This window comes from Mesorhizobium sp. WSM4935 (assembly GCF_029625735.1).
Taxonomy (GTDB): Bacteria; Pseudomonadota; Alphaproteobacteria; order Rhizobiales; family Rhizobiaceae; genus Mesorhizobium.
In genome coordinates this window covers 18,867-44,597 of record NZ_JARTVR010000002.1, presented here as the reverse complement: position 1 = coordinate 44,597, position 25,731 = coordinate 18,867, and the positions used below count along the sequence as shown (strand labels likewise).

Below are 25,731 nucleotides of genomic sequence, written 5' to 3'. Positions count from 1 at the left end.
CATAGTACCATGGGACATCTGACCGGGTCCAATTCGCTCTAACCCGGCTGCCAGGAAAACAATATGACGATTGGTGTTGGCGGGACTTTTTTTCTCAGGCCGGGTTCGCTGTGCCGCGTGACGGTTGTGGCGGGGCTGGTTGGCGTGTTGCTGCCCGCCGGCGGCTGCACGAGCACCAGCCACAACAATGCGGCGCCGACGGCCCTGACCGAAGGCCCGAAGGACACCGGCTCCTATCCCAACCTCAACATCCCGCCGCCGGTGGCCGCCAAGCAACTCACCAAGGAGGAGACCGCGGCCAAGCTCGCCCAGCTCAAGGCCGAGCAGCAGGCGCAGCGCGCCAAGGGCGGCAGCGTCAAGGCGCCGACGAATTCCGCGGCGCTCAAGGCGCTTGCCAAAACACACGGCGACGACACGCTGAAGCAGATCGAGGGCAAATGCGACCCGACCCTCGACCCTAACTGCAATTAGGTTTATATCGCGCGCCGAAAGCGCCCCTTCGATCGTCTGGAACTGAAATGGAAGAATTTCACAAGGTCCGCCGGCTTCCGCCTTACGTGTTCGAGCAGGTCAACCGGCTGAAGGCCAGCGCCCGTTCGCGCGGCGCCGACATCATCGACCTTGGCATGGGCAATCCGGACCTGCCGACGCCGAAGGCCATCGTCGACAAATTATGCGAAGTGGTGCGCGACCCGCGCACGCATCGCTATTCCGCGTCGCGCGGCATTCCGGGCCTGCGCCGCGCCCAGGCGAATTACTACCAGCGCCGCTTCGGCGTGAAGCTCAATCCCGACACGCAAGTGGTCGCTACCCTCGGCTCGAAGGAAGGCTTCGCCAATATGGCGCAGGCGATCACCGCGCCCGGCGACGTGATCCTGTGCCCCAATCCGACCTATCCGATCCATGCCTTCGGCTTCATCATGTCGGGCGGCGTCATCCGCTCGCTGCAGGTCGAGCCCGATGACGGCTTCATCCCGGCGGTGGAGCGCGGCATCCGCCATTCGATCCCGAAGCCGCTGGCGCTGATCCTCAACTATCCGTCGAACCCGACGGCGCTGGTCGCCTCGCTCGATTTCTACAAGGACGTGGTCGCCTTCGCGAAGAAGAACGACATCATCATCCTGTCGGATCTCGCCTATTCGGAGATCTATTTTGACGGCAATCCGCCGCCTTCGGTGCTGCAGGTTCCAGGCGCGATCGATGTCTGCGTCGAGTTCACCTCGATGTCGAAGACTTTTTCCATGCCCGGATGGCGCATGGGCTTCGCGGTCGGCAACGAGCGGCTGATTTCGGCGCTGACGCGCGTGAAATCCTACCTCGACTACGGCGCCTTCACGCCGATCCAGGTGGCGGCGGCGCATGCGCTGAACGGCGACGGCGCCGACATCGAGGAGGTGCGCGAGGTCTACCACAAGCGGCGCGACGTGATGGTCGATTCCTTCAGCCGCGCCGGCTGGGTCATTCCGGCGCCCGCCGCCTCCATGTTCGCTTGGGCGCCGATCCCCGAGCAGTTCCGCCACCTCGGCTCGCTCGAATTCTCCAAGCTGCTCATCGAGCATGCCGATGTCGCGGTGGCGCCGGGCATCGGCTTCGGCGAGCATGGCGACGACTATGTGCGCGTCGCCTTGGTCGAGAACGAGCACCGGATTCGCCAGGCGGCGCGCAACATCAAGAAATTCCTCGCGACCACCGCCAAGCAGCCCAACAATGTGGTGCCGCTCGCCGCCCGTCGCTGAATTAGCCGGACATTTATTGAATTTGAGGGGCGTCGCCGGACATGGCTGAAGCGTTGCGTGTTGGAATTGCCGGCCTCGGCACGGTCGGCGCCTCGGTGGCGCGCGTGCTGCGCGACAAGGCGGCCGAGCTCACCCGCCAGTGCGGCCGCGACATCGTCGTGACGGCCGTTTCGGCGCGTGACCCGAAGCGCGACCGCGGCGTCGATCTCAGCGCCGCGACATGGTTTGAGGATTCCGTCAAGCTCGCCGAAAAGGCGGAAATCGATGTCTTCGTCGAGCTGATCGGCGGTGACGAGGGGCCGGCGCGACAGTCGGTGAAGGCGGCGCTCGAAGCGGGCCGCCATGTCGTGACCGCCAACAAGGCGTTGCTTGCCAAGCATGGCGTGGCGCTTGCCGAGATCGCCGAGAAGAAGGGCGTGCTGCTCAATTACGAGGCGGCGGTGGCCGGCGGCATTCCTGTCATCAAGACGATGCGCGAGGCCATGGCCGGCAACGCGGTGACCCGTGTCTTCGGCATCCTCAACGGCACCTGCAACTACATCCTGACGCGCATGGAGGCCGAGGGCATTTCCTTCGACGCCTGCCTGAAGGACGCGCAGCGGCTGGGTTACGCCGAGGCCGATCCGACCTTCGACATCGAAGGCCACGACACAGCGCACAAACTGTCGATCCTCACCAGCCTTGCCTTCGGCACCAGGATCGCCGCCAACGACATTTATATGGAAGGCATCGCCAACATCACGCAGGCCGACATCCGCGCGGCGGCCGATCTCGGCTACCGCATCAAGCTGCTCGGCGTCGCCCAGCGCACCGAGAGCGGCATCGAGCAGCGCGTGCACCCGACCATGGTGCCGACGGCTTCGGTCATCGCGCAGGTGCATGGCGTCACCAACGCGGTGGCGATCGAGACCGATATTCTGGGCGAGCTTCTGCTTTCCGGCCCTGGCGCCGGCGGCAACGCCACCGCGTCGGCGGTGATCGGCGACATTGCCGATATCGCCAAGAGCCGGCCCGGCTTCCAGCACGCGCCGGTGTTCGGCTGGCCGGCGAAGGAACTGAAACCCTATAAGAAGGCGGGGATGCGCAGCCATGCCGGCGGCTATTTCATACGGCTGACCGTGCATGACCGCACCGGCGTGTTCGCGGCCATCGCCAAGCGCATGGCCGACAACGACATCTCGCTGGAATCGATCGTTCAGCAGGCGACCAGCGCGGAAACCCAGGAACAGAAGACAGTGATCCTCGTCACGCACGAGACGACGGAAGCGGCGGTGCGCAAGGCTGTGGAAGGTATCACCAAGGACGGTCATCTGACCGACAAGCCGCAGGTGATCCGCATCGAGCGGGCGGAATAAGTCCAGTCCAATTCCGCCTTCAATCGATTGATTTTGCTGTCATTTCGAAAAATGACGGGCCAAGTCTTGCCGTTGTCATGGAGCTTTGCCAGAAGAAGCCCGCCTCTGGCGGGAGGCGGAGCAATTCCGGTGCTCAACCGTTCTGGGATTGCTCGACGCAAACAAACAACGAGGAACGCCCATCCATGAACATCGCCCAGAACATCGCCGCCGGTCTCGACCGGATCCTTACGATGGAAGTCGTGCGCGTGACCGAACGGGCTGCCGTCGCAGCCGCCAGGCTGCGCGGGCGCGGCGATGAGAAGGCCGCCGACCAGGTGGCGGTGGATGCCATGCGCCAGGAACTCAACCGGCTGGCCATCAAGGGCACGGTGGTGATCGGCGAGGGTGAGCGCGACGAGGCGCCGATGCTCTATATCGGCGAGGAGGTCGGCACGGGCAAAGGTCCGGCCGTCGACATCGCGCTCGATCCGCTCGAGGGCACGACGATCTGCGCCAAGAACCTGCCCAACGCGCTTGCCGTCATCGCGATCGCGGAAAAAGGCAGCCTGCTGTTCGCGCCCGACGTCTATATGGACAAGATAGCCATCGGTCCCGGCTACCCGGAAGGCCTGATCGATATCGACGCCTCGCCGGCGGAAAACCTCGCCAATCTAGCCAAGGCTAAGGGTGTGGCGGTTACCGACATCACAGCCTGCATCCTCGATCGGCCGCGTCATGCCAAGCTGATCGACGCCGTGCGCGCCACAGGCGCCGCGATCCGGCTGATCGGCGACGGCGATGTCGCCGGCGTCATCCACACCACCGATCCGGACGAGACCGGCATCGACATCTATCTCGGGACCGGCGGCGCGCCGGAGGGCGTGCTGGCGGCGGCTGCACTGCGCTGCACCGGCGGGCAGATGCAGGGCCGGCTGATCCTCGACACGCCGGAGAAGGTAGTGCGGGCGGAGAAGATGGGCATTTCCGATCCGAAGCGGATCTACCGCGCCCAGGACATGGCGCGCGGCGACGTGCTCTTCGCGGCGACCGGCGTCACCGACGGCAATTTGCTCGACGGCGTGAAGTTCGGCCGCACCTTCATCACCACCCACACGATCGTGCTGCGCTCGTCCTCGCGCACGGTGCGCGAGATCAAGGCGCGTCACCAGGATCTGGACAAGTTCTGATTTCGCCCCACTTGAGCGTCACGACGGCGTTCCCGGGGAAACCCATCCACACTTTTCCCCGGATTGCCCGCTCTCACCGAATTGCTCCGGCCGTCGCATGTTGATATCTGCGCAAGGATGATGTGCAGACGGCGCGTCGCATGACGGGCGAGAAACGGTTCTTCCTCGATGTCAGGCAGTCGGCGACGGGTGTTTCCTGGGAACACCGGCTGACCGAGCGGCAGGACATGGCCGCGCTCGCGATTGCGCAAGGCCACGGTGTGCCTGACATCGTGGCGCGGGTGCTTGCCGCGCGCGGCGTCAGCGTGGAGCAGACCGGGCGCTTCCTCGATCCGACCATCCGCGAGCTTCTGCCGAATCCGGCATCGCTGACCGATATGGAGAAAGCGGCGGCGAGGCTGGCCGATGCGATCGTCGCGCGTGAGAAAGTCGCGATCTTCGGCGATTATGACGTCGACGGCGCCGCCTCGTCGGCGCTCCTGAAACGCTTTCTCACGCATTTTTCCGTACCGTCCGAAATCTATATCCCGGACCGCATCTTCGAAGGCTACGGGCCCAATCCGGAAGCGATGCGGGAGCTGATCTCGCGCGGCGCGAAGCTGATCGTCACCGTCGACTGCGGCACCAACAGCGCGACCTCGATCGAGGCGGCCAGGGAAGCCGGCGCCGACGTCGTGGTGCTCGACCATCACCAGGTCGGCGGCCCGCTGCCGCCGGCGGAGGCCGTGGTCAATCCCAATCGAGAGGACGACCTGTCGGGGCAGGGACATTTGTGCGCCGCCGGCGTCGTCTTCCTGTGCCTGGTGCAGACGGCCAAGGTGCTGCGCGAGCGGCTGCCGAATGCGGCGCCGGTCGACCTGCTTTCGCTGCTCGATCTCGTTGCGCTGGCGACGGTCTGCGACGTGGTCCTGCTCACCGGTGTCAACCGCGCCTTCGTCGTCAAGGGACTGCAGGTGCTGCGCCAGCAGAAGAACGAGGGGCTGGCGGCGCTGGCACGTGTCTCGCGTATCGGCGAGCCGATCAACACCTTCCATCTTTCCTTCCTGATCGGGCCGCGCATCAATGCCGGCGGCCGCATAGGCGATGCAGCGCTGGGGAGCCGGCTTTTGGCCACCGACGATCCCGTCGAGGCGGCAAGCATCGCCGAGACGCTGGACCGGCTGAACCAGGAACGGCAGCAGATGGAACAGGAGATGCTGGCGCAGGCGCGCGCCGAGGCCGATGCCGAGCTTGCCGGCAGCAACGGTCCCGCCATCATCGTCACGGCCAGCAACAGCTGGCATCCGGGCATCGTCGGGTTGATCGCTTCGCGGCTCAAGGATTATGCGCGCCGGCCGGCCTTTGCCATCGCCTTCAATTCGACCGGCATCGGCACCGGCTCCGGCCGTTCGGTGAACGGCTTCGATCTCGGCCGGCTGGTGCGCGAGGCGGCGGCTGCGGGGCTGATCGTCAAGGGCGGCGGCCACGCGATGGCCGCCGGCATCACTGTCGAGCGCGCGAAGCTCGGCGAATTGCGCGCCTTCTTCGAGGAGCGCGCCGCGGCCGACGTGTTCCGGCTGCAGAACGAGGAGAGCCTGGCGATCGACGGCGCTCTAGCCGCCGAGGGTGCCACGATCGCGCTGCTCGACGCGCTGGAGAAAGCCGGGCCGTTCGGCGCCGGGCATATCGCACCCGTGTTCGTGTTGCCGCGGCACCGGCTGACCGATGCGCGCGCGATCGGCACCAATCACATTCGGGTGGACCTGCAGTCGCAAAGCGGCGGCAATATCCAAGCGATCGCCTTTCGTGCCGTCGATACCACGCTCGGCGAATTCCTTTTCAAAAACAGGGGCAGAACCGTACATGTCGCCGGTTCGCTGTCGGGCAATTACTGGAACGGCAACCGTACGGTGCAGTTTCGCATCAGCGATGCGGCGCTCGCTTAAGGTATGTTGATATTCAGGTGAGGCCGGCCTGCAAATGGCGGCTTCCTGCGCTTCCGGTGCTCACGTACGAAAAGTACGCTCCGCTCCGGTTCTCGGAACCTGCCATTTTCGACTCGGCCTGACCTGAATCTCAACACACCTTAAAGCGGTGCCGTACCGGGGTCACACGAGGACGGATTGCAGCCGGGTCAGTTCGCTGATCTGCGCCTTCGTCGCCTGGTAGCCGATGCTGATCGCCTCATCGGCGCGGTGGAATTCCGTCAGGCCGATATGGCTAAGCTTCGGCTGCAGCGACATATCCGGCGGATCGCCGGCCAGCCTGGCGCGCGAGATCCGGTCTTGGATGATGTTGAAGGCCTCGACCATGACGCCGGTGATGCCCAGGCGTGTCTGATGTGACTGGGAATTGACCTGACCGGGGCGCGGCGCGTCGTTCTCGACGAGCAGCTCGCCGGCGCTGTGCTTGATGACGGCTGCACGCCCGAACAGATCGTAATGCAGGTTGACCGCCACGACGAGCGGCTGCTCATAGGCGCGGCAGACGGAGACCGGCACCGGATTGACCAGCGCGCCGTCGACCAGCACGCGGCCGTTGCACGCCACCGGCTCGAAGACGCCCGGCAGCGCATAGGAGGCGCGCATGGCGGTGACGAGCAAGCCGCTCGACAGCCAGATTTCATGGCCGGTGCGGATTTCGGACGCGACGGCGACGAAGGGTTTCGACAGGTCCTCGAAGCGGGCGCCGTCGAGGTGCTCGCGCAGGCGCTGGTCGAGCTTCATGCCGCCGAACAGGCCGCTGCCGCGCAGATTGAAGTCGAGAAGGCCGAAGATGCGCCTTTTGGTCAGGCTTCTGGCAAACTCTTCTAGTTCGTCGAGCTTGCCGGCAAGGTAGCAGCCGCCGACCAGCGCGCCGATCGAGGTGCCGGCGATCATCGATACTTCGATGCCGGCCTCGTCAAGCGCGCGCAGCACGCCGATATGGGCCCAGCCGCGCGCGCATCCGCCCCCGAGCGCCAGCGAGATGCCGGTTTTCTCGCCGGGCTTCGGATCGGGCAGGCCGCCGGACGATGCGGGACCATTGGCCTCCTGAACGTCAGGTCTGCTGCGCAATGACGCCCATTCGAGCATCATGATCTCCCTTGTCCCATATCCCCTCTATCACCAGGATATTTGAGAATAGTGAATCTGAGTGGTTTGTGAATATTGAATGGTTCACACCGGCTTCCGATACGTCTTATCCGCATCGAACAGCGGCCTGCTACCGTCGTCGGCAAGCGTCGCCTTGCCGTCGTTCAGCCCCACCGTCCGATAAAAGCAGGAACGCCGTCCGGTGTGACAGGTTGCGTCGTGGCCCAACACTTTGACGCGCAACCATATCGCGTCTTGGTCACAATCCGTGCGCATCTCGACGACGTGCTGGAAATTGCCCGAGGTTTCGCCCTTCTTCCACAACGCGTTGCGCGAGCGCGACCAGTAATGGGCGATGCCGGTCTCCAGCGTCAGCGCCAGCGCTTCGGCATTCATATACGCGACCATCAGCAGCATGCCGTCGGCAGCGTCCGTCACGACGACCGTGACGAGACCCGCGGCGTCGAAGCGCGGAGAAAGGAGCGAGCCTTCCTCCAGCGCTTTCTTGTCTGACGGAGCTTTTGGAAATTCGACTGCCGACATCGCCGGTCCATCTTCTTGTTTGACCATGATCTTATCCGAAAACCGGTCTCCACCTTTCGCTGACGCGGTCCTTCGGTTCGAGATCATGGTCTGATGGGCCGGGCGAGGGCCGGCAAATCAGCCGCCTGCGCGTACCATCGTGACGAAACGGACCTGTTCCTCGGGCGTGTCCTTGAAGACGCCGGTGAAGGTCGAGGTCAGCGTGTTCGAGCCCTGCTTGCGGATGCCGCGCATGGCCATGCACATATGCTCGGCCTCGAGCATGACGGCGACGCCGCGCGGGTTGAGCACGTCCTGGATGACGCCGGCGATCTGCGCGGTCATCGCTTCCTGCGTCTGCAGGCGATGCGCGAAGATGTCGACGACACGGGCGATCTTCGACAGGCCGACGACCTTGCCGTCCGGCAAATAGCCGACATGCGCCTTGCCGATGATCGGCACCATATGGTGCTCGCAATGCGAATGGAACTTTATGTCCTTGACGATGACGAGGTCGTCATAGCCGGCCACTTCCTCGAAAGTGCGGCCAAGCTCGTCGGCCGGGCACATGTCGTAGCCGTTGAACATTTCGCGGAAGGCCTTGGTGACACGCTTAGGCGTATCGACCAGGCCTTCGCGGTCCGGATTGTCGCCAGTCCAGCGCAACAGCGTGCGCACGGCGGCCTCGACCTCGGCTTCGCTCGGCCGGTCAGTGACGGGCTTCTCCAGATATTCGGAGGGAGGCATGATTTTCTTGATGACGGCATCCATAAAGGCGTCTCCCGTAGTCCCACTCAAAGGTGGGACGAGTTGAACGGACCACGACCTTTTGGGTGAAAATCGCCCATTTCCATCCCGAAAGCGGCGTGAACAGATGAGCAAAGGACAACGGCTTCTCATCGCCTTGTCGATGCCCGACTGCCACCATTATATATGGTTACGGCAAAGCGAAAGGAAGACGCGAGAGCGGCAAAGCCTGTTCGCTGGGCGGCGACGGATTGGAAAAATATGATCGACGACGTCTACAATGCGAAAATTCTCGGCTTCGCCGGAAACATCGGACGTATCGGCCGTCTTGATCACCCCGACGCGACCGCCAGGGCGCATTCCAAATTGTGCGGCTCGACCGTCACCGTCGACCTCAAGATGGATGGCGATGTGGTGACCGATTTCGCCCATGACGTGAAGGCCTGCGCGCTCGGCCAGGCCTCATCCTCGATCATGGCCCGGCACGTGGTCGGCGCCAGCGCGGACGAATTGCGCGCCGTGCGCGAAACCATGCTGAAGATGCTGAAGGAGAACGGCGCGCCGCCTGAAGGCCGCTTCGCCGACCTCAAATATCTGGAACCGGTGCGCGACTATAAAGCTCGCCATGCCTCGACGATGCTGACCTTCGATGCGGTGGTCGACGCGATCGGCCAGATCGAGAAGAAGCGCGCCGATCAGGCGGCCTGAGATAGGGCTTAGGCCGCTCCCCTGGTCACGGCGAATTCGCTTCGGATCCAGTCGGCGAATGCTTTGGCCGGTTCCGGCAGATCCGACAAGCTCCTGGCCACCAGCCAGTAGGCGCCCGAAGCGACATCGATATCGAACGGCTTGATCAAAGTGCCCGACGCGAGCTCTTCGCCGACCTGCAGGAGGTCGCCGAGCGCCACGCCGTGTCCAAGCAGCGCAGCCTGTTTCGAAAGCGAGACATCGGCCAGCATCGGGCCGCGCGCGGGCACGGCATCGGCGGGCACGCCGGCTGCCTGGAACCAGCGCGCCCAACCCTGGCGGTTTTCCTCATGCAGCAGCGTGTAATGGCGAAGGTCGACCGGCTTTTCCAGGGGAGGGCCGGAGGCGAGCAGCGCCGGCGACAGGACCGGTGAATCGACGGTCGAGGCCAAGCGCTCGGCCTCGCTGCGCGGCCATGAGGTGGCGTGCGCGCTGAAACGCAAGGCGAGCTCGGGCTGATCGCTGCGGAACTCGATCGGCCGCGGATCGACTTCGAGTGACACATCGATGTCGGGCCGCAATTGGCGAAAGCGATTGAGCCGCGGTACCAGCCATACGGCGGCAAGCGATGGCTCGACGCTGACGCGGACCACGGCTTGCGCCGGCGAGGCCGTGAGTTCCGAAAGCACGCGGTCGATGTCGTCGAAGCTCCTGACCAATCGGTCGAGCAGCCGGTGTCCTGCATCCGTCAGCTCGACGCGGCGATGGAGGCGCACAAACAGCGGCCTTCCCAAAAAGGTCTCGAGCTCACGTATCTGCCGGCTGATCGCGGCCTGCGAGACGTAAAGCTCCTCTGCCGCCCGGCTGAAGCTCAAATGCCGGCCGGCCGTCTCGAAACTCCTGAGCGCCGTCAGCGGCAGCCGGCCACGCTTCATATCGCATAACCTCAAGTTATTCGAAGCGGAAATTATACTCGTTTGAGAGGGAAGGCCAGCGGCGGTCTAATCCGTTTCAAAGGAGACCTGCCATGAACGAGTTCCTGGCCATTTTCAGCGACACGATACGGATAGCGACCTTCCAATGGCACGGCGAAGTCGCGCGCGGGCGACGTCACCATGACTGTCGCGATCTTTTCCATCACCATCGCCCATGGACCGGCAGCCATCGCGTCCGGCGCTCCGGGTCTTGAGGGCAAAAGCATTGCGTTTCAACGCCGAAGCCCACATCTATCGCGCAGTGAAACAGCCTGCGGAGCGATGGGCGACCATCACAGTCATATGCATGGCGTCCGGCCGGTGCAGCGCGGGCGCAACTGGCCGGGGCCTTGGCGCAAGACGCCCGGGCGCGTGCTCGGCACATCGCTCGTGCGCCTCTATCAGCTGACGCTCTCAGGCTTCGTCGGCAATAGCTGCCGACACATGCCGACCTGCTCCGAATATGCGCATGAGGCGATCGCTCGCCATGGCCTCTGGGCCGGCGGCTGGATGGGGCTGTTCCGGGTGTTGCGCTGCGGACCGTTCGGAACGCATGGCATCGACCGCGTGCCGGAGACGCTTGCGGCCCGCTATGTCTGGTTCATGCCCTGGCGCTATTGGGGGATCGGCAAAAGGCGCAACGAACCCGAAATCTGATTGCTTCGGCGTTGGCGCGACCCGGATTTAACGATCCGGTAGGGTTAACGCGAAGCTGCACAAACACTGCGAATTTGAGACAAAATCGAGACAAGTCGCCCCGCTAAGCCGCTCCCGCAATCTCATATCGGAGTGACTTCGCCATGCGCCAGATGGACCGCTATCCTTTCATTTTCGCCATCGTCCTTTTCCTTCTGGCCTGGATGCTGGGCTTGCCGGTGCGGGCGCAATCGGCGCCGCTCAGCGACATCCACTGCACGCTGATCCAGGATGCGCAAAGCGGTGCCACGCTCCACCAGGACGGCGTCTGCGACCAGCGCGTCAGCCCGGCTTCGACGTTCAAGGTGCCGCTCGCGATGATCGGCTACGATGCAGGCATCCTGAGCGATCAGCACACGCCAAGGTGGGACTACAAGCCGGAATTCAAGGCGGCGAAGCGCGACCAGAAGACCGCCGATCCGACGATCTGGGAGCGCGATTCCATCGTCTGGTATTCGCGCGAGATCACGCGGCGCCTCGGCGCCGAGAAGTTCGCCGGCTACGTGTCGAAATTCGGCTATGGCAACAAGGACGTCTCGGGCGATGCCGGTAAGGACAATGGGCTCACGCAATCCTGGATCAATTCCTCGCTCGAAATATCGCCGGTTGAGCAGACGGCTTTCCTGCGCGAACTGCTCGCGGGCAAGATGCCAGTGTCGGCGAAGGCGCATGAGATGACCCAGGCGATCCTGCCCACCTTCACGGCAGGAGACTGGACGGTGCAAGGCAAAACGGGCAGCACCAGGCTCGGCCAGGACGGCAAGCGTTCGCTCGGCTGGTTCATCGGCTGGGCGGACAAGGGTGGCCGGCGCATCGTCTTTGCCAGGTTGGTCGTCGATGCAAAGCGTACCGACAAGCCGAAGGGCCTCGCGACGCGGGCGGCTTTCCTGAACGACTTACCTGGCCTCATCAAATAGAAAGGCCTCACGACTTTACGGCGGCGGAATCTGCCTCTAAAACCGCGCCGCTGCCGGACGCCTCCGGCTAACCCTCCGCAGCCGCAACGCATCCTGCGGCTGCGTTTCACCACCCGCGCTCGTTTGCGGGACTGGATAGGAGAACCCTGATGCCGAATTCCGTTTCCCTGACATTTCCCGATGGTTCCGTCCGAGAGTACGACGCGGCGCTGACTGGTGCTGCCCTTGCCGAATCGATTTCCAAGTCGCTGGCGAAGAAGGCTGTGGCCTACAGCCTCGACGGCACCGTGCGCGATCTTTCCGATCCGCTCGGCGCGTCCGGCAAGGTCGAGATCATCACCCGTGAGGATCCGCGCGCGCTTGAGCTCATCCGCCACGATACGGCGCATGTGCTGGCCGAGGCCGTGCAGGAATTGTGGCCGGGAACGCAGGTGACCATCGGGCCGGTGATCGAGAATGGGTTCTATTACGACTTTGCGCGCAACGAGCCGTTCACGCCGGACGATTTCCCGGTGATCGAAAAGAAGATGCGCGAGATCATCCAGCGCAACAAGCCGTTCACCAAGGAAGTCTGGTCGCGCGAGAAGGCGAAGAAGGTGTTCGCCGAGAAAGGCGAGCGCTACAAGGTCGAGCTGATCGACGCCATCCCCGAGGATCAGGACATCAAGATCTACGCGCAGGGCGACTGGTTCGATCTCTGCCGAGGTCCGCACATGGCTTCGACCGGGCAGATCGGCAATGCCTTCAAGCTGATGAAGGTGGCCGGCGCCTATTGGCGCGGGGACTCGAACAATCCGATGCTGACGCGCATCTACGGCACCGCCTGGGCCGACCAGGCGCAGCTCGACGCGTATCAGACGCTGCTCGAGGAGGCCGAGAAGCGCGATCACCGCAAGCTCGGCCGCGAGATGGACCTGTTCCATTTCCAGGAAGAGGGGCCGGGCGTCGTCTTCTGGCACGCGAAGGGCTGGAAGATGGTGCAGAACCTGATCAACTACATGCGCCGCCGCCTCGACGAGCACGGCTATCAGGAAGTCAACGCGCCCCAGGTTCTGGATAAGAGCCTGTGGGAGACGTCGGGACACTGGGGCTGGTATCGCGACGCGATGTTCAAGGTCACCGTCGCCGGCGACGACACAGACGACGACCGCGTCTTCGCGCTGAAGCCGATGAACTGTCCCGGCCATGTGCAGATCTTCAAGCATGGGTTGAAGTCTTACCGCGAACTGCCCGTCAAGCTTGCGGAGTTCGGCAATGTGCATCGCTACGAGCCATCGGGCGCGCTGCACGGGCTGATGCGCGTGCGCGGCTTCACGCAGGACGACGCGCATATCTTCTGCACCGAGGAGCAACTGGCAGCCGAGTGCCTGCGCATCAACGACCTGATCCTGTCGACCTATGCCGATTTCGGCTTCGACGAGGTCAGCGTGAAGCTGTCGACCCGGCCGGACAAGCGCGTCGGCACCGACGAGGCCTGGGACCATGCCGAGGCGATCATGAGCAATGTGCTGGAGACGATCCGCACGCGCTCCGGCAACCGCATCAAGACTTCGATCAATCCGGGCGAGGGCGCTTTCTACGGGCCGAAATTCGAGTATGTGCTGAAGGACGCCATCGGCCGCGAATGGCAATGCGGCACCACGCAGGTCGACTTCAACCTGCCGGAGCGCTTCGGCGCCTTCTATATCGGCTCGGATTCGGAGAAGAAGCAGCCGGTGATGGTGCATCGCGCCGTTTGCGGTTCGATGGAGCGGTTCCTCGGAATCCTGATCGAGAACTATTCCGGCCATTTCCCGCTGTGGTTCGCGCCGCTGCAGGTGGTGGTGGCGACGATCACCTCGGATGCGGATGAATACGCCATCAAGGTGGTCGAGCGGCTGAAGGCGGCCGGGTTGCTTGCCGAAACGGACCTGCGCAACGAGAAGATCAATTACAAGGTGCGCGAACATTCGCTGGCCAAGGTGCCGGTCATACTCGTCTGCGGCAAGCGCGAAGCGGAAGAGAAGACGGTCAATGTCCGCCGGCTGGGCTCCCGCGACCAGGAATCACTGAAGCTCGAGGACGCGGTGAAGGCTCTCGCCGACGAGGCGGTCTCGCCCGACCGCAAACGCCGCGCCGCCTGAGCATACCAGCACTCCTGAAATGGCGGTGGCCGGTCCACCGCCATTTTCATATGCCTGTCACGCCAGCCCTGTAACGAGCCGCCATGCTCAAATTGAAACTGCGGGAAAGACGTTTTCCCGAGCTCTCCTATGCCAATTCGCATCAACCGGTGCTGACGCGCTGGTTCATCCATTCCGTCGAGGGCCTGTCGGGCCGCGACCGTTTCGCCGTGCTTTATGATTTCTGGCGCCGCCAAGTGGTGCCGACCGGCGACCGCGTGTTCAGCCGCATGCTGGAGTTGATCGACGTCAAGGTCCGCAACGCCGTGCAATGGCCGCCGGCGGCGCTGCCGGACACGCCGCTGGTCATCGTCGCCAACCATCCCTTCGGCATCGGCGACGGCATCGCGGTGCTGTCGCTGGCCGAGCAGCTCGGCCGGCCGTTCCGGGTGATGATCCACAAGGACCTGCTCAGGATCCGCGAGATGGAGCCCTATTCGCTGCCGATCGATTTTTCCGAGACCAAGGAAGCGCTGAAGAACAACATGGCGGTGCGCCACGAAGCGGTGCGGCTGTTGAAGGAAGGCGTCACCATCGTCGTCTTTCCCGCCGGCGGCGTCGCGACGGCGCCCAAGGGTTTTGGCCGCGCGATCGACCTGCCGTGGAAGATGTTCCCGGCCAAGCTCATTCAGGACGCCAAGGCTTCGGTCATCCCGATGCATTTCTCCGGCCAGAACGGCCGTCTGTTCCATCTCGTCAGCGGTCCGATGAACATGGCCGAGCGTGACAATCGCGTGGCGAAGTTCATTGGCAAGGCATCGCTGACATTGCGCACCTCCTTGCTCATCCGCGAGTTCGCCCGCCTGTCGGGCAAGACGATCGAGGTGCGCATCGGCGATGTGCTGAGATGGAGCGACCTTGAGCCGCTGCGGGATCGCAAGGCGCTGCTCGATCGCCTCTATCGCGCTGTCTTCGACCTCGCGGCGCCTTCTGCGCAGCGTGGCCGCGTGCCGTTCCTGGCGAAGCGGATGCGTAAGGCTGCCTGAATAAAAGCGATTAGTCCGCGCCTTCCTCGGGGTCGATGGCGGACTGTTCATTGGCCACCACCTCGATTTCCTGGTTCTGGCCGGCAACCACCGTGAAATCCTTCTGATAGATGCGATCACGGTTCTTGGCGATGATGGTGTACTGGCCCTCGGCCAGCACCATCGAGGCGAAGGCGCCGACCGCCTCCTTGATCGGATCGCCGCTCTCGTTGAGCAGCGACCAGGACGTGTCGGCGATGGCCTCGCCGCCAGGCTCGCGCACCAGCTTCATCGTCATCTCGGCGGCGCGGTGCTCGACGGTCGCCTCCGTCAGCTTGCCGGCCTCGACGCGGATGTCGGAGCGGATCACCGCGTTGACCGCGCCATAGGTGGAGACGACATGGTAGGTGCCGGCGTTCAGCCGCACCACGGTGTTCGGCGCGACATCGGGGGCGATCAGCGGCCGATCGCCATTGGCCGCGGCCTGGCCTTCATAGATCGAGAAGCGCAGTTTCTTCGGCGGGATGGGCGCGCCGCCCGACGTCACCGCGTCGAGCTTCAGGCCGCCGGCGTCGAGCACGAGGCTTTCGCGCCTGGCGTCCTTGCCGACCGTGATGCGCTTGGTGGCGCCGGCGCGTCCGTAGGAGGCATGGACAAGGTAGCTGCCGGGGTCGAGCTGGAACACGGCCGTGCCGCCATGGGCGGATGCCACCATCGGCAACTTGCCGTCGCTGGCGGGCTGCGGCTTGAAGACTCGCCAGACAATACCGCGGGTGATGTCGGCGCCCTTGTCGGTCAACTGCGCCGAGAGCGTGATGGCGCCGCCGCTGCCGAGCGCCAGCGGTCCCTCCGTCTTCGGTGTCGCATAGCTCGAAATGCCTGGAAGCTTGATGTCGCTGACATCGTTGGCGTTCTGGGCCAGGGCGAAAGAAACCGGCACCGCGAACAACGCAGCGACGAGTGCGATCACGAAAAGGCGCAGGGTCCCCTCAAACATGCCTTGCGTTGAAGCCCAAGGCGGTGGCAATTTCAAGGCCTAGGAGTGCGCTGCTTTCCCTCAGCGGCTTCTTATCCGGCGCAAAACGCCATCGCCCGAGCCGCCCGACCTCCCGATGGCGTGCTTCAGCTCAAAATTGAATGTCTTCAGGAGACTTGCGCCCATGGCGTCGCCGATCATCGACTTCCTGCTCACCCGCAATTCCGCGCCGATCCCCGACCTGAAGGAGCCGGCGCCGAGCGATGCCGAGATCGCGACGATGATCGCGGCGGCTTCGCGCGTTCCCGACCATGGGCGGCTCGAGCCCTGGCGCTTCATTCTTTATCGCGGCGAGGCGCGCATCGAAATCGGCAAGAAACTGGCGGCACTTGCCGAACAGCGAGAGGGGCCGCTGCCGGAAGGCCGGCGCAACCAGGAATTGGCGCGCTTCTCGCGCGCGCCGCTGGTGATCGGCGTCGTCTCGGTACCTAAGGAGAACCCGAAGATCCCGCAATGGGAGATGTTCCTGTCGGGCGGCATGGCGGCGATGAACCTGATGATCGCGGCCAACGCGCTGGGCTATGGCACCAACATGATCAGCAACTGGTATTCCGATGTCGCGGAGGGCAGGGCGATCCTCGGCCTCTCGCCGCAGGAGCGCGTCATCGGCTTCGTCCATATCGGGTCCTATCAAGGGCCGGCGCCGGAGCGGCCACGGCCCGACCCGGCGAAGCTCTATGCCGATTACACCGGTCCCTGGGCCGGTTAGGACCTTTTGCGGATTTTTGGAGGAACGGCCGCGGAAGCGGCAGGACCGGCACGTCGTGCGGTCATGACGGCGCGCACATAGCCCGGCTCGCCGATGCGTATGCTGCCGTCGGGGAGCCCGAGAATACGATCGAGCGCGATCTCGTAGAGCTTCACGCGGTTCTCCAGCGCTTCTATGGCCATATCCATGTCCGCATCGCTGCCGCCGACAATGGCTTTGGCGACAACGTCATGGGTGGCCATGCCGAACTGCATGACGATGTCGGCGACGCCTTCAGGATCGAAGGTGCGGAAGGTACCGTCCGCCACGCCTTGCTTGATGATTTCGACCAGCAAGGGCGAAAAGGCCGCGCTGGCCGCCAGGTTGATGCGGTGGAACAGCACCAGGTTTTCCGGCCGGAACATTGTCTCGAACAGCGCCCAGGCCTCCGCCGCGGTTTCCACCTTGGCCTGCCGTGATTTCGCGAGCAGGGCGTTGAGACGTCCAAGCGGATCGAGCGCCGGATCGCCGAGTACATCCTGGACGCCGGCCAGCGCCTGTCTGGCGAAACGCTCCGCCAATGCCTCCAGCAGGGCCTCCTTGGAGGCGAAGTAGTGATAGAAGGCGCCCTTCGAGATGCCGGCGGCGGCGATGACATCGTTGAGGCTCGCTTTGTCGTAGCCATGCATCAGGAACAGCGCCTGGGCATGGTCCAGCAGCTCTTCGCGCCTGAGTTCCGGGTGCTTGATGATGCGAGGCATGATGAAATCTTCTGCACGCGGCGGCCGTTCCCGTCCAGATGCCTGACGTCGATTGCGCTTGAGAATAGACCGTCGGTCGGTATAATAGACCACCGGTCGGATTCGACAACTGTGGCGGGGGGTCACGGAAGGTTGGTCATGGTCTCGAGATTGGTTGTCCAGACATTCGTATGGTTCGGCATCATGGGCGTGCTGCTGTTTCTGTCGGCAGGTACGCTGCACTGGACGGGAGCCTGGGTGTACATAGTCGTGATGGTCGGACTGAGCCTTACCATGGGCGTGGCGCTCGCCCGGCGCGATCCAGGCCTGATGAATGAGCGCCTCCGCCCGCCGATCCAGAAGACCCAGACCGCGGCCGACAAGATAGTGCTCAGCATATTGCTGCTCGGTATTGTCGCCTGGCTGGTCCTGATGGGGCTCGATATCCGTTTCGGCTGGTCGGCAGCTCCCGTCTGGGTGCAAGTGGTCGGCGTGCTGGTCCTGCTCGCCGGCATCTGGATCTGCTATCTCACTATGCTGGAAAACAGCTTCGCGGCGCCTGTCGTGAAGATCCAGGACGAACGTGGACAAAAGGTGATCACCACCGGTCCGTATAGCTATGTCCGCCACCCTATGTATGCGGGCGCCATACTTTATTTCGCCGGCACGGCATTGCTGCTCGGCTCTTGGTGGGGACTGGCAGCGGTCCTCGCCTTCATCCTCCTGCTCGCCATCCGCACCTTCATCGAGGAAAAGACGTTGCGGGCCGGCCTGCAGGGCTATGACGATTATGCCGCGCGCGTCCGCTACAAGCTGATCCCGATGGTCTGGTAAACCTCAGGCAAGACTGCTCGCCGCTCTCGAGCATTTCACCGTTCCACGGAAACGGTGAAATGCTCCATCTCCTTGTTTGTATCGCAATTCCGGACGGAAGACCGCTTCACACTTTTCCTGGAATTGCTCTGGCGCGAGCCAGCAAACGCTCGGCCAGGCGCAAATGCGGCCTGTCGTACATCTTGCCGTCAATGCCGACGACGCCAGGATTTCCCGCCGCCGCGAAGGCATCGACGATCACCCGCGATCGCGCGACCGCTTCGGCCGACGGCGTGAAGGCGGCGTTGATGGCCGGCACCTGCGCCGGATGGATCGCCATCTTGCCGGTGAAGCCGTCGCGCTCGGCCTCTCGGCATTCAGCCTCGAAGGTGGCCATGTCACGGAAGTCGGGAAAAACGGTGTCGATGGCGGCGACTTCGGCAGCGCCCGCCGCCAGAATGGTCATGGTGCGCGCCAGGCGAAACACATCGGTGTAACGGCCGCTCTCGTCGCGGGCCGAGCGCGCGCCGATCGCCGCGGACAAGTCCTCCGCGCCCCAGGTCAGGCCGGCAAGCCGCGCGCTCGCGCCGGCATAGCTTGCCGCCGCCAGCACGCCTGCCGCCGTCTCGGTGATGATCGGCAGGATACTTATGGCGCCGTCCGGCAGTCCGTTTTCGGCCTCCTGCACGCGCAGCTTCGCCGCCAGTTGCTGAACGTCCTGCCCGCTGTTCGACTTCGGCAGCATGATGCCGTCGGGCTTCGCCGGGACAAGAGCCGCAAGGTCCTCGTCCGTCAGGCCGGTAGAGAGGTCGTTGACCCGCACATAGATGGCCGAATCCGTGCGGTGCTTTTGGCTGGAGATGAAACCGGCCGCGGTCGCGCGCGCCGCCGCCTTGTTGGCGGCGGCAACGGAGTCCTCAAGGTCGACGATGACCACGTCGGCGCCGGCCTCGAATCCCTTTTCCAGCTTGCGCTCGGAATCGCCGGGCACGAACAGCAGCGAGCGCATCAGGCCGCTTTCCTCAGCATCATCGCCTGCCTAGTGCATTTGGCGACAAGAACGTCGTTCTGATTGTAGGCGCGGTGCTCGAACTCGACGATGCCACGATCGGGCTTCGACTTGGAGTCGCGTACGGAGACGACCGTCGTCTCGACCCGGATGGTGTCGCCGTGAAAGACGGGGTGCGGAAACACCGTTTCCTTCATGCCGAGATTGGCGACCGTAGTGCCGACGGTGATGTCGTTCACCGAAATGCCGATCATCAGGCCGAGCGTGAACAGCGAATTCACCAGCGGCTTGCCCCATTCGGTTTTGGCGGCGAAGTCGAAATCGATGTGCAGAGGCTGCGGGTTGAGCGTCATCACCGAAAACAGCATGTTGTCGCTCTCGGTCACGGTCTTGCGCAGCGTGTGGCGGAAGACATGGCCGACGACAAACTCTTCCAGATAAAGCCCGGCCATCGTTCGATCTCCTCCAATGTTCTTGCTTGATAGGCGCTGGCTGGGCCTCCATCAAGCCGGTTAAGAAACATGGTGAACCGTTCGTAAACCATTTCCAGCCTACCGTTCGCGACGGGGCCGGGATCTTTCCGGCAGGGGCGCAGCTGGTCGGTATGGTTGTTTCGCACTTTCTAAAATGGATTGATACGGCAAGGGTTTCCGAGCGCGCGGCCGCCGCGAGCGCGCTGGCGCGCGCCTATATCAATTCCGATCTGCCATTCGAGGATCGCTGCGCCGCCGAGGCGGCGCTCACGCTGCTTCTGGACGACGCTTCCTCCAAGGTGCGCCTGGCGCTCGCCGAGGCGCTGTCGATGAGCCATCACGCGCCGCCGCAGGTGATCAGCGCTCTGGCCGCCGACCAGCCGGAAGTGGCGGCGCTGGTGCTGGCGCGTTCGCCGCTGCTTACCGATGCCGACCTGGTCGAGCGCGTCGCCAGCGGTCAGAAGGCGACGCAGAAGCTGATCGCCAACCGTCCGGTCGTCTCGATGTCGCTCGCGGCGGCAATCGCCGAGATCGGCGAACCGGAAGCCTGCGCCGTGCTGATCGGCAACAGCGGCGCCGAGATTGCTTCGCTCAGCTTCCGCCGCATGGCCGAGCGGCATGGCCACCTGCCGCTGGTGCGCGAGGCGCTGATCGCCGATCGGCGCCTGCCGGCCGACTGCCGGCACATGCTGCTGGTCAAGCTCGGCGAGACCCTGAAAGGATCGCCGCTGGTGCTGGCGATGATGGGTGCGGCGCGCGCCGATCGCGTCATGCGCGATGCCTGCGTGAAGGCCTCGGTGACGCTGATCGAGCGAACGCGCATGGAAGAGCATGCGGCGCTGATCGAGCATCTGCGGCTGCGCGGCGACCTGACCGCCAGCTTCATCATCCGCACCGTCGCGCATGGCAAGGTGGATTTCTTCGGGTCGACGCTGGTGGCGCTTGCCCGACAATCCGAGCAGCGGGTGACCGCGCTTCTCGCCGGCGGCCACGACCTCGCGCTGCAGGCGCTGTTCCGCAGCGCCGGGCTTGCGCCGGCCACGCACGGCATCATCTTGCGCGCGCTCAAAATCTGGCGCGAGGTGGCCAATGGCCGGCGTGTTGCCGGCGTGCAGGAAGTGAGCTGGCTGATGCTGAAGGAGCTGGGCGGCCAATCGGCCGAAGGCGATCTTGCCGGGCTGGTGAAGTCGATCCATCTTGACGCGCTGCGCGAAAACGCGCGCGGGCATGCGCTGGCGATTGCCGCGGCTTAGGGACACATATCAGGTCTCAGCCGAGTTCCTGGGCGAGGCCGATCAGAAGCCCCTCAGGCCCGCGTATGTAACAGAGCCGATACGCGTCCTTATACCGGACCACTTCACCGACGAGCTCGGCGCCGCGCTTGCGGAGCCTCTCCAGCGTCTCGTCGATGTCGTCCACGGCGAACATGACGCGGAGATAGCCCAGGGCGTTCACCGGGGCATTGCGGTGATCCGACACCACGCGTGGCCTGAGAAAGCGGGACAGCTCGAGCCGGCCGTGGCTGTCCGGCGTGCGCATCATGGCAATCTCGACATGCTGATCGCCCAGCCCGGTGACACGCCCGGCCCATTCTCCTTCGATCGTGGCACGCCCTTCGAGCTCGAGGCCGAGCTCGCGAAAGAAATCGACCGTCGCGTCGAGGTCGTCGACAACAATTCCGACGTTGTCCATCCGTTTGAGCGCCATGCGTCCAACCTAGAAGGCAGCGACCGGTCCGGCAAGGAACTATTCCCGAAACTGTCGGACCGGGCAATGCGACATGCCCCCGAATTATTCAAGTACGACCCTTCGCAAAGAAGTCCGGATAATCTTCCATTGCCGCGGCGATGATGCGCAGCGAGGCGGCGATCTGCAGCATTTCGAACCGATCGCTGCGTTGGGCGATGCTGGCCGCATATTGCCTGGCCACCGCGACGGTGGCGGTCCGCTCGCCCGGCCGCCGAAACAGCAATTCTCGCGCCAAGCCGCGCAGGAAATTGCCGATGGACTCGACCGTTTCGTGCGGGACGGCGGAGTTCAGTTGGGCCTGACGCAGCCGCAACACCTCCAGCCCGACAGTGACCGCGGCGATGCTTCCGCCAAGAATAGGGTCGCCCTTGCGGCCCGTCTGCTGCACCTGCGGCATCAACTGGTTGATCCGGTCATAGGCGAGGCTTTCGAAGGCCGAGCGCCGGGGAATGCGTTCATGCAGGCAAAGCCGCGCCAGGTCCTCGCGCATCGCCTGCGAGATGCGCTCCACGGTCACCCAGGGGTCGGCCGGCAGCACGACGATGAAGACGCCGATGGCGATCAGGATGCCGACCAGGATCGAGGCCGAGCCGGCGAAGAACGGCCCGGGATCGTAGATCATCTGCTGATGCGGGCTGAGGAAGGCGAGGAAGTTGATGGCGAAAGCGGTGGCGACGCCGACATGGCGGGGATTTGCCATGCCGAGCGCCGCGGGCACCAGGATCGGCACGACGAAGAGCGTGAACCAGCCGAAGCCCGGTAGCGCCGGCAGCGCGACCTGGCCGACCAGAAAGGCAAAAGGCAACGCGATCAGCGTTCCGGTGAAGAAGCCCCAGGCGGACTGCACGGGATCGGGGCGCGATGCGAACAGGCTGGAGACGACGGCGACGAGGATGACGGTGCCGGCCGCTTCCGACCATTTGGTCGTCAGCCAGAAGATCGCCACGAGCAAGGTCGCCAGCGCGGCGCGTGCAGCGTTGCGCCAGGCGGCCCGGTAATCGCGGTGGACGACCAGCGCCGGCTGGCCTCGCTCGTTCGACTTGCGGGAGACGGGCGAGCGAAGCGCCTCCAGCCCGCGCATCACCTGCTTCAGCGCCTCGGCGAAATCGCCGGCGATGGTCAGGCGGGTGATGGTGCCGACCTTGCCTTCGCCCTTATCGTTGGGGCCGTCATCGTTGGGGCCGGTATCTTTGGGAAGTTCGGGCATCTCCCTGGCCTTGCCCGCGATCGCCTCGAGCCGCGCCACCCAGGGGGCGGTGTCGTCGAGCGCGCCGGGCGTTGCCGCCAGTTCGCCGACGAAGGCCTTCAGTTCGCTGCGCATGGGAATGAGCGCCGCGTTCTTCGGCCTGCGGTGGCTGTGCAGCGCGCGCGCCGCCGAAAGCGCCCATAGAAGCTGACCGATCGTGCGCCGCACCGGGTGGGCGCGGGTGGCGAAGCTCGGCGCCTCCAGCCGCGCATAGGTGCGCATTTCCGCGAGCGTCTGGGCATCGGCGATCAGCTTGCGCTGGAGCGCGGCAAGGCTTGCCGGATCGCCGTCGGAAAAGGCGCCCGACGCATATTCCGCGAGGTCGAGGATGCTGCGCTTCAGCCTGGAGATGATGGCGTCGGCCGCGAGCTTCGGCAGGATCAGCCGGCTGGTGACGCCGGCGCAGACGATGCCAAGCACGATCTCGGCGCATCGTGCGATGGCGAGGTCAACGACGACATGCGGCTGTCCAAGCGCCGGCAGGCCGATGATCATGGCCGTATAGCCGGCAAGGGCTGCGCCATAGGCTTCCGGGTTGCGCAGCAGCGACGAGACGAGCGTGCAGACGCCGATCCACAGCGCCAGCACGGTGACCAGGAGCCAGGGATTGGCGCCGAACAGCGATGTGATGCCGATGGCCGCCAGGCCGCCGGCCAGCGTGCCGAGCAGCCGGTAGAAGCCCTTCGCCAGCACCATGCCGGCGACCGGCTGCGCGACGATGAACACCGTCATCATCGCCCATTGCGGATGGTCGAGCTTCAGCGCATAGGCGGCAAGGAGCGCGATCAGCCCTGCCGAAACCGTGCGCAGGGCGAAAATCCAATCCGAACGGGTCGGCTGTGTCAGGCCGCTGAGCGGCGTCTCGGCAAGCTCCTTCAGCCGCGTCCAGGTCACATGCCCGTCTCCATATCGGAGCCTGTTATGGACCGGACGGCGCTCAGATATCCAGCACGTCTGTCTCGGCGAATTCGGCGCGCTCCTGGATGAAGCGGAAACGCGCTTCGGGCTTGGTGCCCATCAGCGCGTCGACGGCATCCTTGGTGGCCTGCTCGGCATCGATCACATCGACCCTCAGAAGCGTGCGCTTCTTCGGATCCATCGTCGTCTCCTTGAGCTGCGAGGCCATCATCTCGCCCAGGCCCTTGAAGCGGCCGATCTCGACCTTGCCGCGTCCGGTGAATTCGGTGCGCAGCAACTCGTCCTTGTGCGCGTCGTCGCGGGCATAGGCGACCTTGCCGCCCTGCCGGATCGAATAAAGCGGCGGCACGGCCATGTAGAGATGGCCGCCGCGGATCAGGTTCGGCATTTCCTGGTAAAAGAAGGTGATCAGCAGCGAGGCGATATGCGCGCCGTCGACATCGGCGTCGGTCATGATGATCACGCGGTCGTAGCGCAGATCCTCGTCGCGGTATTTCGAGCGCGTGCCGCAGCCGAGCGCCTGGATCAGGTCGGAAATCTGCTGGTTGGCGGCAAGTTTGTCGTTGCCGGCGCTGGCGACATTGAGAATCTTGCCGCGCAGTGGCAGTACCGCCTGGCTGGCGCGGTCGCGCGCCTGCTTAGCCGAGCCGCCGGCCGAGTCGCCCTCGACGATGAAGATCTCGGCGCCGGCGGCGGCATTCTGCGTGCAATCGGCGAGCTTGCCCGGAAGGCGGAGCTTGCGCACGGCGCTCTTGCGCGAGACTTCCTTCTCCTGGCGGCGCCGCACGCGCTCGTCGGCGCGCGCGATCACCCAATCGAGAAGCTTCGAGGCTTCCTGCGGATTGTCGGCCAGCCAATGGTCGAACGGGTCGCGGATAGCGTTTTCGACGATGCGCATCGCCTCGATCGTCGCCAGCCTGTCCTTGGTCTGGCCCACGAATTCGGGCTCGCGGATGAACACCGACAACATGCCCGCGGCCGAGATCATCACGTCGTCGGTGGTGATGATCGAGGCGCGCTTGTTGCCGATAAGGTCGGCGTAGGCGCGCAGTCCGCGCGTCAGCACGTTGCGGAAGCCGGCCTCATGCGTGCCGCCCTCGGGGGTCGGAATGGTGTTGCAGTAGGAGTTGAGGAAACCGTCGCCGCCGAACCAGGTGACAGCCCATTCCAGCGAACCGTGGCCGCCCTGCTTGTCGCTCTTGCCGGCGAAAACCTCGCGCGTGACCTGGAATTCGTCACCGAGCGTCGCCTTGAGATAGTCTTTCAGGCCTCCGGGGAAATGGAACTCGGCCTTGGCCGGGGTCTGGTCCTTGTCCTTGATCAGCGACGGATCGCAGGTCCAGCGGATCTCGACGCCGCCGAACAGATAGGCCTTCGAGCGAGTCATGCGGTAAAGCCGCGCCGGTTCGAAGGCGGCGCCCTTGCCGAAAATCTGCTCGTCCGGATGGAAGCGGGTCCTGGTGCCGCGACGGTTGTGGACCTCGCCGAGATGCTCCAGACCGCTGACCGGAACGCCGCGGGAGAATCTTTGCCGGTAAAGTTGGCGACCGCGCGCCACTTCGACCTCGAGGTGGTCGGACAGCGCGTTGACGACCGAAACGCCGACACCGTGCAAGCCACCGGAGGTCTCGTAGACCTTGGAGTCGAACTTGCCGCCCGAATGCAGCGTCGTCATGATGACTTCGAGCGCCGGCTTCTTGAACTTCGGATGCGGGTCGACCGGAATGCCGCGGCCATTGTCGGTGACGGTCACGAAGCCGTCGGCGGAAAGCTCGACGTCGATGAAGGTGGCGTGGCCGGCCACCGCTTCGTCCATCGAATTGTCGATGACCTCGGCGAACAGGTGATGCATCGCCTTGTCGTCGGTGCCGCCGATATACATGCCCGGACGGCGCCGAACCGGCTCCAGCCCTTCCAGCACCTCGATGTCGGCGGCGCTGTAGCTTTCGCTGCCGTCGCGGGCGGCGGTCGAACGCTTCGCGGCCTGCACCAGCGGATCGGCGGGGCGCGAGGGCGCGCGCACTTGCTGCGGCTGCTTTTCCGGGTTGCCAAAAAGATCGCTGGTGTCGTCCATGC

General features: G+C 64.3%; 24 protein-coding genes. 13 read left to right on the top strand and 11 right to left on the bottom strand.

What is annotated here, in order from left to right:
- Window positions 1-63: 63 nt before the first annotated feature.
- The 5 genes from P9273_RS04515 (at window position 64) to recJ (ending at window position 6,185) form a co-directional block, all read left to right on the top strand.
- Window positions 64-471 (top strand): hypothetical protein, encoded by a 408-nt coding sequence (locus tag P9273_RS04515; RefSeq protein ID WP_278047835.1) that lies wholly within the window; start codon window positions 64-66, stop codon window positions 469-471.
- 47 nt (window positions 472-518) lie between these two features.
- The gene (locus tag P9273_RS04510) at window positions 519-1,736 is read left to right on the top strand and encodes an LL-diaminopimelate aminotransferase (protein WP_041004237.1); all 1,218 of its coding nucleotides are present in this window, start codon (window positions 519-521) and stop codon (window positions 1,734-1,736) included.
- A 41-nt stretch (window positions 1,737-1,777) separates the two neighbouring features.
- The gene (locus tag P9273_RS04505) at window positions 1,778-3,091 is read left to right on the top strand and encodes a homoserine dehydrogenase (protein WP_278047834.1); all 1,314 of its coding nucleotides are present in this window, start codon (window positions 1,778-1,780) and stop codon (window positions 3,089-3,091) included.
- Window positions 3,092-3,276: 185 nt separating this feature from the next.
- Window positions 3,277-4,260, top strand: a complete 984-nt coding sequence (glpX, locus tag P9273_RS04500) for a class II fructose-bisphosphatase (protein ID WP_041004241.1) — start codon at window positions 3,277-3,279, stop codon at window positions 4,258-4,260.
- A 140-nt stretch (window positions 4,261-4,400) separates the two neighbouring features.
- Window positions 4,401-6,185 (top strand): single-stranded-DNA-specific exonuclease RecJ, encoded by a 1,785-nt coding sequence (recJ, locus tag P9273_RS04495; protein WP_041004244.1) that lies wholly within the window; start codon window positions 4,401-4,403, stop codon window positions 6,183-6,185.
- 162 nt (window positions 6,186-6,347) lie between these two features.
- Here recJ and P9273_RS04490 read toward each other — a convergent pair whose 3' ends face one another.
- The 3 genes from P9273_RS04490 to folE all read right to left on the bottom strand — a co-directional run bounded on the left by P9273_RS04490 (window position 6,348) and on the right by folE (window position 8,606).
- Entirely contained in the window at window positions 6,348-7,313 is a 966-nt protein-coding gene (locus P9273_RS04490; protein WP_278047833.1) for a patatin family protein, read from the bottom strand.
- 84 nt (window positions 7,314-7,397) lie between these two features.
- Window positions 7,398-7,856, bottom strand: coding sequence for a phosphoribosyl-AMP cyclohydrolase (hisI, locus tag P9273_RS04485; protein ID WP_278048377.1), 459 nt, complete (start codon window positions 7,854-7,856; stop codon window positions 7,398-7,400).
- 117 nt (window positions 7,857-7,973) lie between these two features.
- Window positions 7,974-8,606 carry a GTP cyclohydrolase I FolE gene (gene folE, locus P9273_RS04480; RefSeq protein WP_041004245.1) on the bottom strand — a complete coding sequence of 211 codons (633 nt, stop codon included), beginning with the start codon at window positions 8,604-8,606 and terminating at the stop codon, window positions 7,974-7,976.
- 237 nt (window positions 8,607-8,843) lie between these two features.
- On the opposite strand from folE, the gene P9273_RS04475 reads away from it, so the two are divergent.
- Window positions 8,844-9,290, top strand: coding sequence for an iron-sulfur cluster assembly scaffold protein (locus P9273_RS04475; protein WP_278047832.1), 447 nt, complete (start codon window positions 8,844-8,846; stop codon window positions 9,288-9,290).
- 8 nt (window positions 9,291-9,298) lie between these two features.
- Here P9273_RS04475 and P9273_RS04470 read toward each other — a convergent pair whose 3' ends face one another.
- A complete protein-coding gene (locus P9273_RS04470) occupies window positions 9,299-10,204 on the bottom strand; it encodes a LysR substrate-binding domain-containing protein (RefSeq protein ID WP_041004247.1) in 906 nt (301 codons plus the stop codon).
- A 321-nt stretch (window positions 10,205-10,525) separates the two neighbouring features.
- Here P9273_RS04470 and yidD point away from each other — a divergent pair, with 321 nt between their 5' ends.
- From yidD to P9273_RS04450, 4 genes are all read left to right on the top strand, one after another.
- Window positions 10,526-10,900 carry a membrane protein insertion efficiency factor YidD gene (yidD, locus tag P9273_RS04465; protein ID WP_278047831.1) on the top strand — a complete coding sequence of 125 codons (375 nt, stop codon included), beginning with the start codon at window positions 10,526-10,528 and terminating at the stop codon, window positions 10,898-10,900.
- Window positions 10,901-11,043: 143 nt separating this feature from the next.
- A complete protein-coding gene (gene blaOXA, locus P9273_RS04460) occupies window positions 11,044-11,856 on the top strand; it encodes a class D beta-lactamase (RefSeq protein WP_278047830.1) in 813 nt (270 codons plus the stop codon).
- Between the two features lie 149 nt (window positions 11,857-12,005).
- Entirely contained in the window at window positions 12,006-13,979 is a 1,974-nt protein-coding gene (gene thrS, locus P9273_RS04455; RefSeq protein ID WP_278047829.1) for a threonine--tRNA ligase, read from the top strand.
- 83 nt (window positions 13,980-14,062) lie between these two features.
- Window positions 14,063-15,004, top strand: coding sequence for a lysophospholipid acyltransferase family protein (locus tag P9273_RS04450; protein WP_278047828.1), 942 nt, complete (start codon window positions 14,063-14,065; stop codon window positions 15,002-15,004).
- A gap of 10 nt (window positions 15,005-15,014) precedes the next feature.
- Here P9273_RS04450 and P9273_RS04445 read toward each other — a convergent pair whose 3' ends face one another.
- Window positions 15,015-15,980 (bottom strand): hypothetical protein, encoded by a 966-nt coding sequence (locus tag P9273_RS04445; protein ID WP_278047827.1) that lies wholly within the window; start codon window positions 15,978-15,980, stop codon window positions 15,015-15,017.
- A gap of 163 nt (window positions 15,981-16,143) precedes the next feature.
- On the opposite strand from P9273_RS04445, the gene P9273_RS04440 reads away from it, so the two are divergent.
- On the top strand, window positions 16,144-16,728 hold the full coding sequence (locus P9273_RS04440) for a nitroreductase family protein (protein ID WP_041004260.1): 585 nt from the start codon (window positions 16,144-16,146) through the stop codon (window positions 16,726-16,728).
- Here the strand turns inward: P9273_RS04440 and P9273_RS04435 are convergent.
- Window positions 16,725-17,468, bottom strand: coding sequence for a TetR/AcrR family transcriptional regulator (locus P9273_RS04435; RefSeq protein ID WP_278047826.1), 744 nt, complete (start codon window positions 17,466-17,468; stop codon window positions 16,725-16,727). The two genes, P9273_RS04440 and P9273_RS04435, sit on opposite strands and share 4 nt — an antisense overlap.
- 138 nt (window positions 17,469-17,606) lie before the next feature.
- Between P9273_RS04435 and P9273_RS04430 the strand changes: the two genes are divergently transcribed.
- Entirely contained in the window at window positions 17,607-18,281 is a 675-nt protein-coding gene (locus tag P9273_RS04430; RefSeq protein ID WP_278047825.1) for a methyltransferase family protein, read from the top strand.
- Between the two features lie 106 nt (window positions 18,282-18,387).
- Here the strand turns inward: P9273_RS04430 and P9273_RS04425 are convergent, their stop codons facing one another.
- The gene (locus P9273_RS04425) at window positions 18,388-19,269 is read right to left on the bottom strand and encodes an HpcH/HpaI aldolase/citrate lyase family protein (protein ID WP_278047824.1); all 882 of its coding nucleotides are present in this window, start codon (window positions 19,267-19,269) and stop codon (window positions 18,388-18,390) included.
- Window positions 19,269-19,721: a MaoC family dehydratase gene (locus P9273_RS04420; protein ID WP_041011475.1), complete on the bottom strand. Its 453-nt coding sequence runs from the start codon at window positions 19,719-19,721 to the stop codon at window positions 19,269-19,271. Before P9273_RS04420 ends, P9273_RS04425 begins: the two co-directional genes overlap by 1 nt.
- Window positions 19,722-19,873: 152 nt before the next feature.
- Between P9273_RS04420 and P9273_RS04415 the strand changes: the two genes are divergently transcribed.
- Window positions 19,874-20,995 (top strand): DUF2336 domain-containing protein, encoded by a 1,122-nt coding sequence (locus P9273_RS04415; protein WP_278047823.1) that lies wholly within the window; start codon window positions 19,874-19,876, stop codon window positions 20,993-20,995.
- A 16-nt stretch (window positions 20,996-21,011) separates the two neighbouring features.
- Here P9273_RS04415 and P9273_RS04410 read toward each other — a convergent pair whose 3' ends face one another.
- The 3 genes from P9273_RS04410 to parE all read right to left on the bottom strand — a co-directional run bounded on the left by P9273_RS04410 (window position 21,012) and on the right by parE (window position 25,729).
- Window positions 21,012-21,449 carry a VOC family protein gene (locus P9273_RS04410; RefSeq protein WP_278047822.1) on the bottom strand — a complete coding sequence of 146 codons (438 nt, stop codon included), beginning with the start codon at window positions 21,447-21,449 and terminating at the stop codon, window positions 21,012-21,014.
- Between the two features lie 88 nt (window positions 21,450-21,537).
- Window positions 21,538-23,631, bottom strand: coding sequence for an FUSC family protein (locus P9273_RS04405; RefSeq protein ID WP_278047821.1), 2,094 nt, complete (start codon window positions 23,629-23,631; stop codon window positions 21,538-21,540).
- A 43-nt stretch (window positions 23,632-23,674) separates the two neighbouring features.
- Window positions 23,675-25,729: a DNA topoisomerase IV subunit B gene (gene parE / locus P9273_RS04400; RefSeq protein ID WP_278047820.1), complete on the bottom strand. Its 2,055-nt coding sequence runs from the start codon at window positions 25,727-25,729 to the stop codon at window positions 23,675-23,677.
- Between the last annotated feature and the right edge of the window lie 2 nt (window positions 25,730-25,731).

Bases quoted from the DNA above. Each gene is read 5' to 3' on its own strand.
- P9273_RS04410 (WP_278047822.1), bottom strand. From the start codon at position 21,449: ATGGCGCTCAAACGGATGGACAACGTCGGAATTGTTGTCGACGACCTC.
- P9273_RS04475 (WP_278047832.1), top strand. From the start codon at position 8,844: ATGATCGACGACGTCTACAATGCGAAAATTCTCGGCTTCGCCGGAAAC.
- hisI (WP_278048377.1), bottom strand. From the start codon at position 7,856: ATGTCGGCAGTCGAATTTCCAAAAGCTCCGTCAGACAAGAAAGCGCTG.
- recJ (WP_041004244.1), top strand. From the start codon at position 4,401: ATGACGGGCGAGAAACGGTTCTTCCTCGATGTCAGGCAGTCGGCGACG.
- thrS (WP_278047829.1), top strand. From the start codon at position 12,006: ATGCCGAATTCCGTTTCCCTGACATTTCCCGATGGTTCCGTCCGAGAG.
- P9273_RS04490 (WP_278047833.1), bottom strand. From the start codon at position 7,313: ATGCTCGAATGGGCGTCATTGCGCAGCAGACCTGACGTTCAGGAGGCC.
- P9273_RS04430 (WP_278047825.1), top strand. From the start codon at position 17,607: ATGGTCTCGAGATTGGTTGTCCAGACATTCGTATGGTTCGGCATCATG.
- P9273_RS04515 (WP_278047835.1), top strand. From the start codon at position 64: ATGACGATTGGTGTTGGCGGGACTTTTTTTCTCAGGCCGGGTTCGCTG.
- P9273_RS04415 (WP_278047823.1), top strand. From the start codon at position 19,874: ATGGTTGTTTCGCACTTTCTAAAATGGATTGATACGGCAAGGGTTTCC.
- yidD (WP_278047831.1), top strand. From the start codon at position 10,526: ATGGGCGACCATCACAGTCATATGCATGGCGTCCGGCCGGTGCAGCGC.
- parE (WP_278047820.1), bottom strand. From the start codon at position 25,729: ATGGACGACACCAGCGATCTTTTTGGCAACCCGGAAAAGCAGCCGCAG.
- folE (WP_041004245.1), bottom strand. From the start codon at position 8,606: ATGGATGCCGTCATCAAGAAAATCATGCCTCCCTCCGAATATCTGGAG.
- glpX (WP_041004241.1), top strand. From the start codon at position 3,277: ATGAACATCGCCCAGAACATCGCCGCCGGTCTCGACCGGATCCTTACG.
- P9273_RS04470 (WP_041004247.1), bottom strand. From the start codon at position 10,204: ATGAAGCGTGGCCGGCTGCCGCTGACGGCGCTCAGGAGTTTCGAGACG.
- P9273_RS04435 (WP_278047826.1), bottom strand. From the start codon at position 17,468: ATGCCTCGCATCATCAAGCACCCGGAACTCAGGCGCGAAGAGCTGCTG.
- blaOXA (WP_278047830.1), top strand. From the start codon at position 11,044: ATGCGCCAGATGGACCGCTATCCTTTCATTTTCGCCATCGTCCTTTTC.
- P9273_RS04425 (WP_278047824.1), bottom strand. From the start codon at position 19,269: ATGCGCTCGCTGCTGTTCGTGCCCGGCGATTCCGAGCGCAAGCTGGAA.
- P9273_RS04445 (WP_278047827.1), bottom strand. From the start codon at position 15,980: ATGTTTGAGGGGACCCTGCGCCTTTTCGTGATCGCACTCGTCGCTGCG.
- P9273_RS04510 (WP_041004237.1), top strand. From the start codon at position 519: ATGGAAGAATTTCACAAGGTCCGCCGGCTTCCGCCTTACGTGTTCGAG.
- P9273_RS04450 (WP_278047828.1), top strand. From the start codon at position 14,063: ATGCTCAAATTGAAACTGCGGGAAAGACGTTTTCCCGAGCTCTCCTAT.
- P9273_RS04420 (WP_041011475.1), bottom strand. From the start codon at position 19,721: ATGGCCGGGCTTTATCTGGAAGAGTTTGTCGTCGGCCATGTCTTCCGC.
- P9273_RS04505 (WP_278047834.1), top strand. From the start codon at position 1,778: ATGGCTGAAGCGTTGCGTGTTGGAATTGCCGGCCTCGGCACGGTCGGC.
- P9273_RS04440 (WP_041004260.1), top strand. From the start codon at position 16,144: ATGGCGTCGCCGATCATCGACTTCCTGCTCACCCGCAATTCCGCGCCG.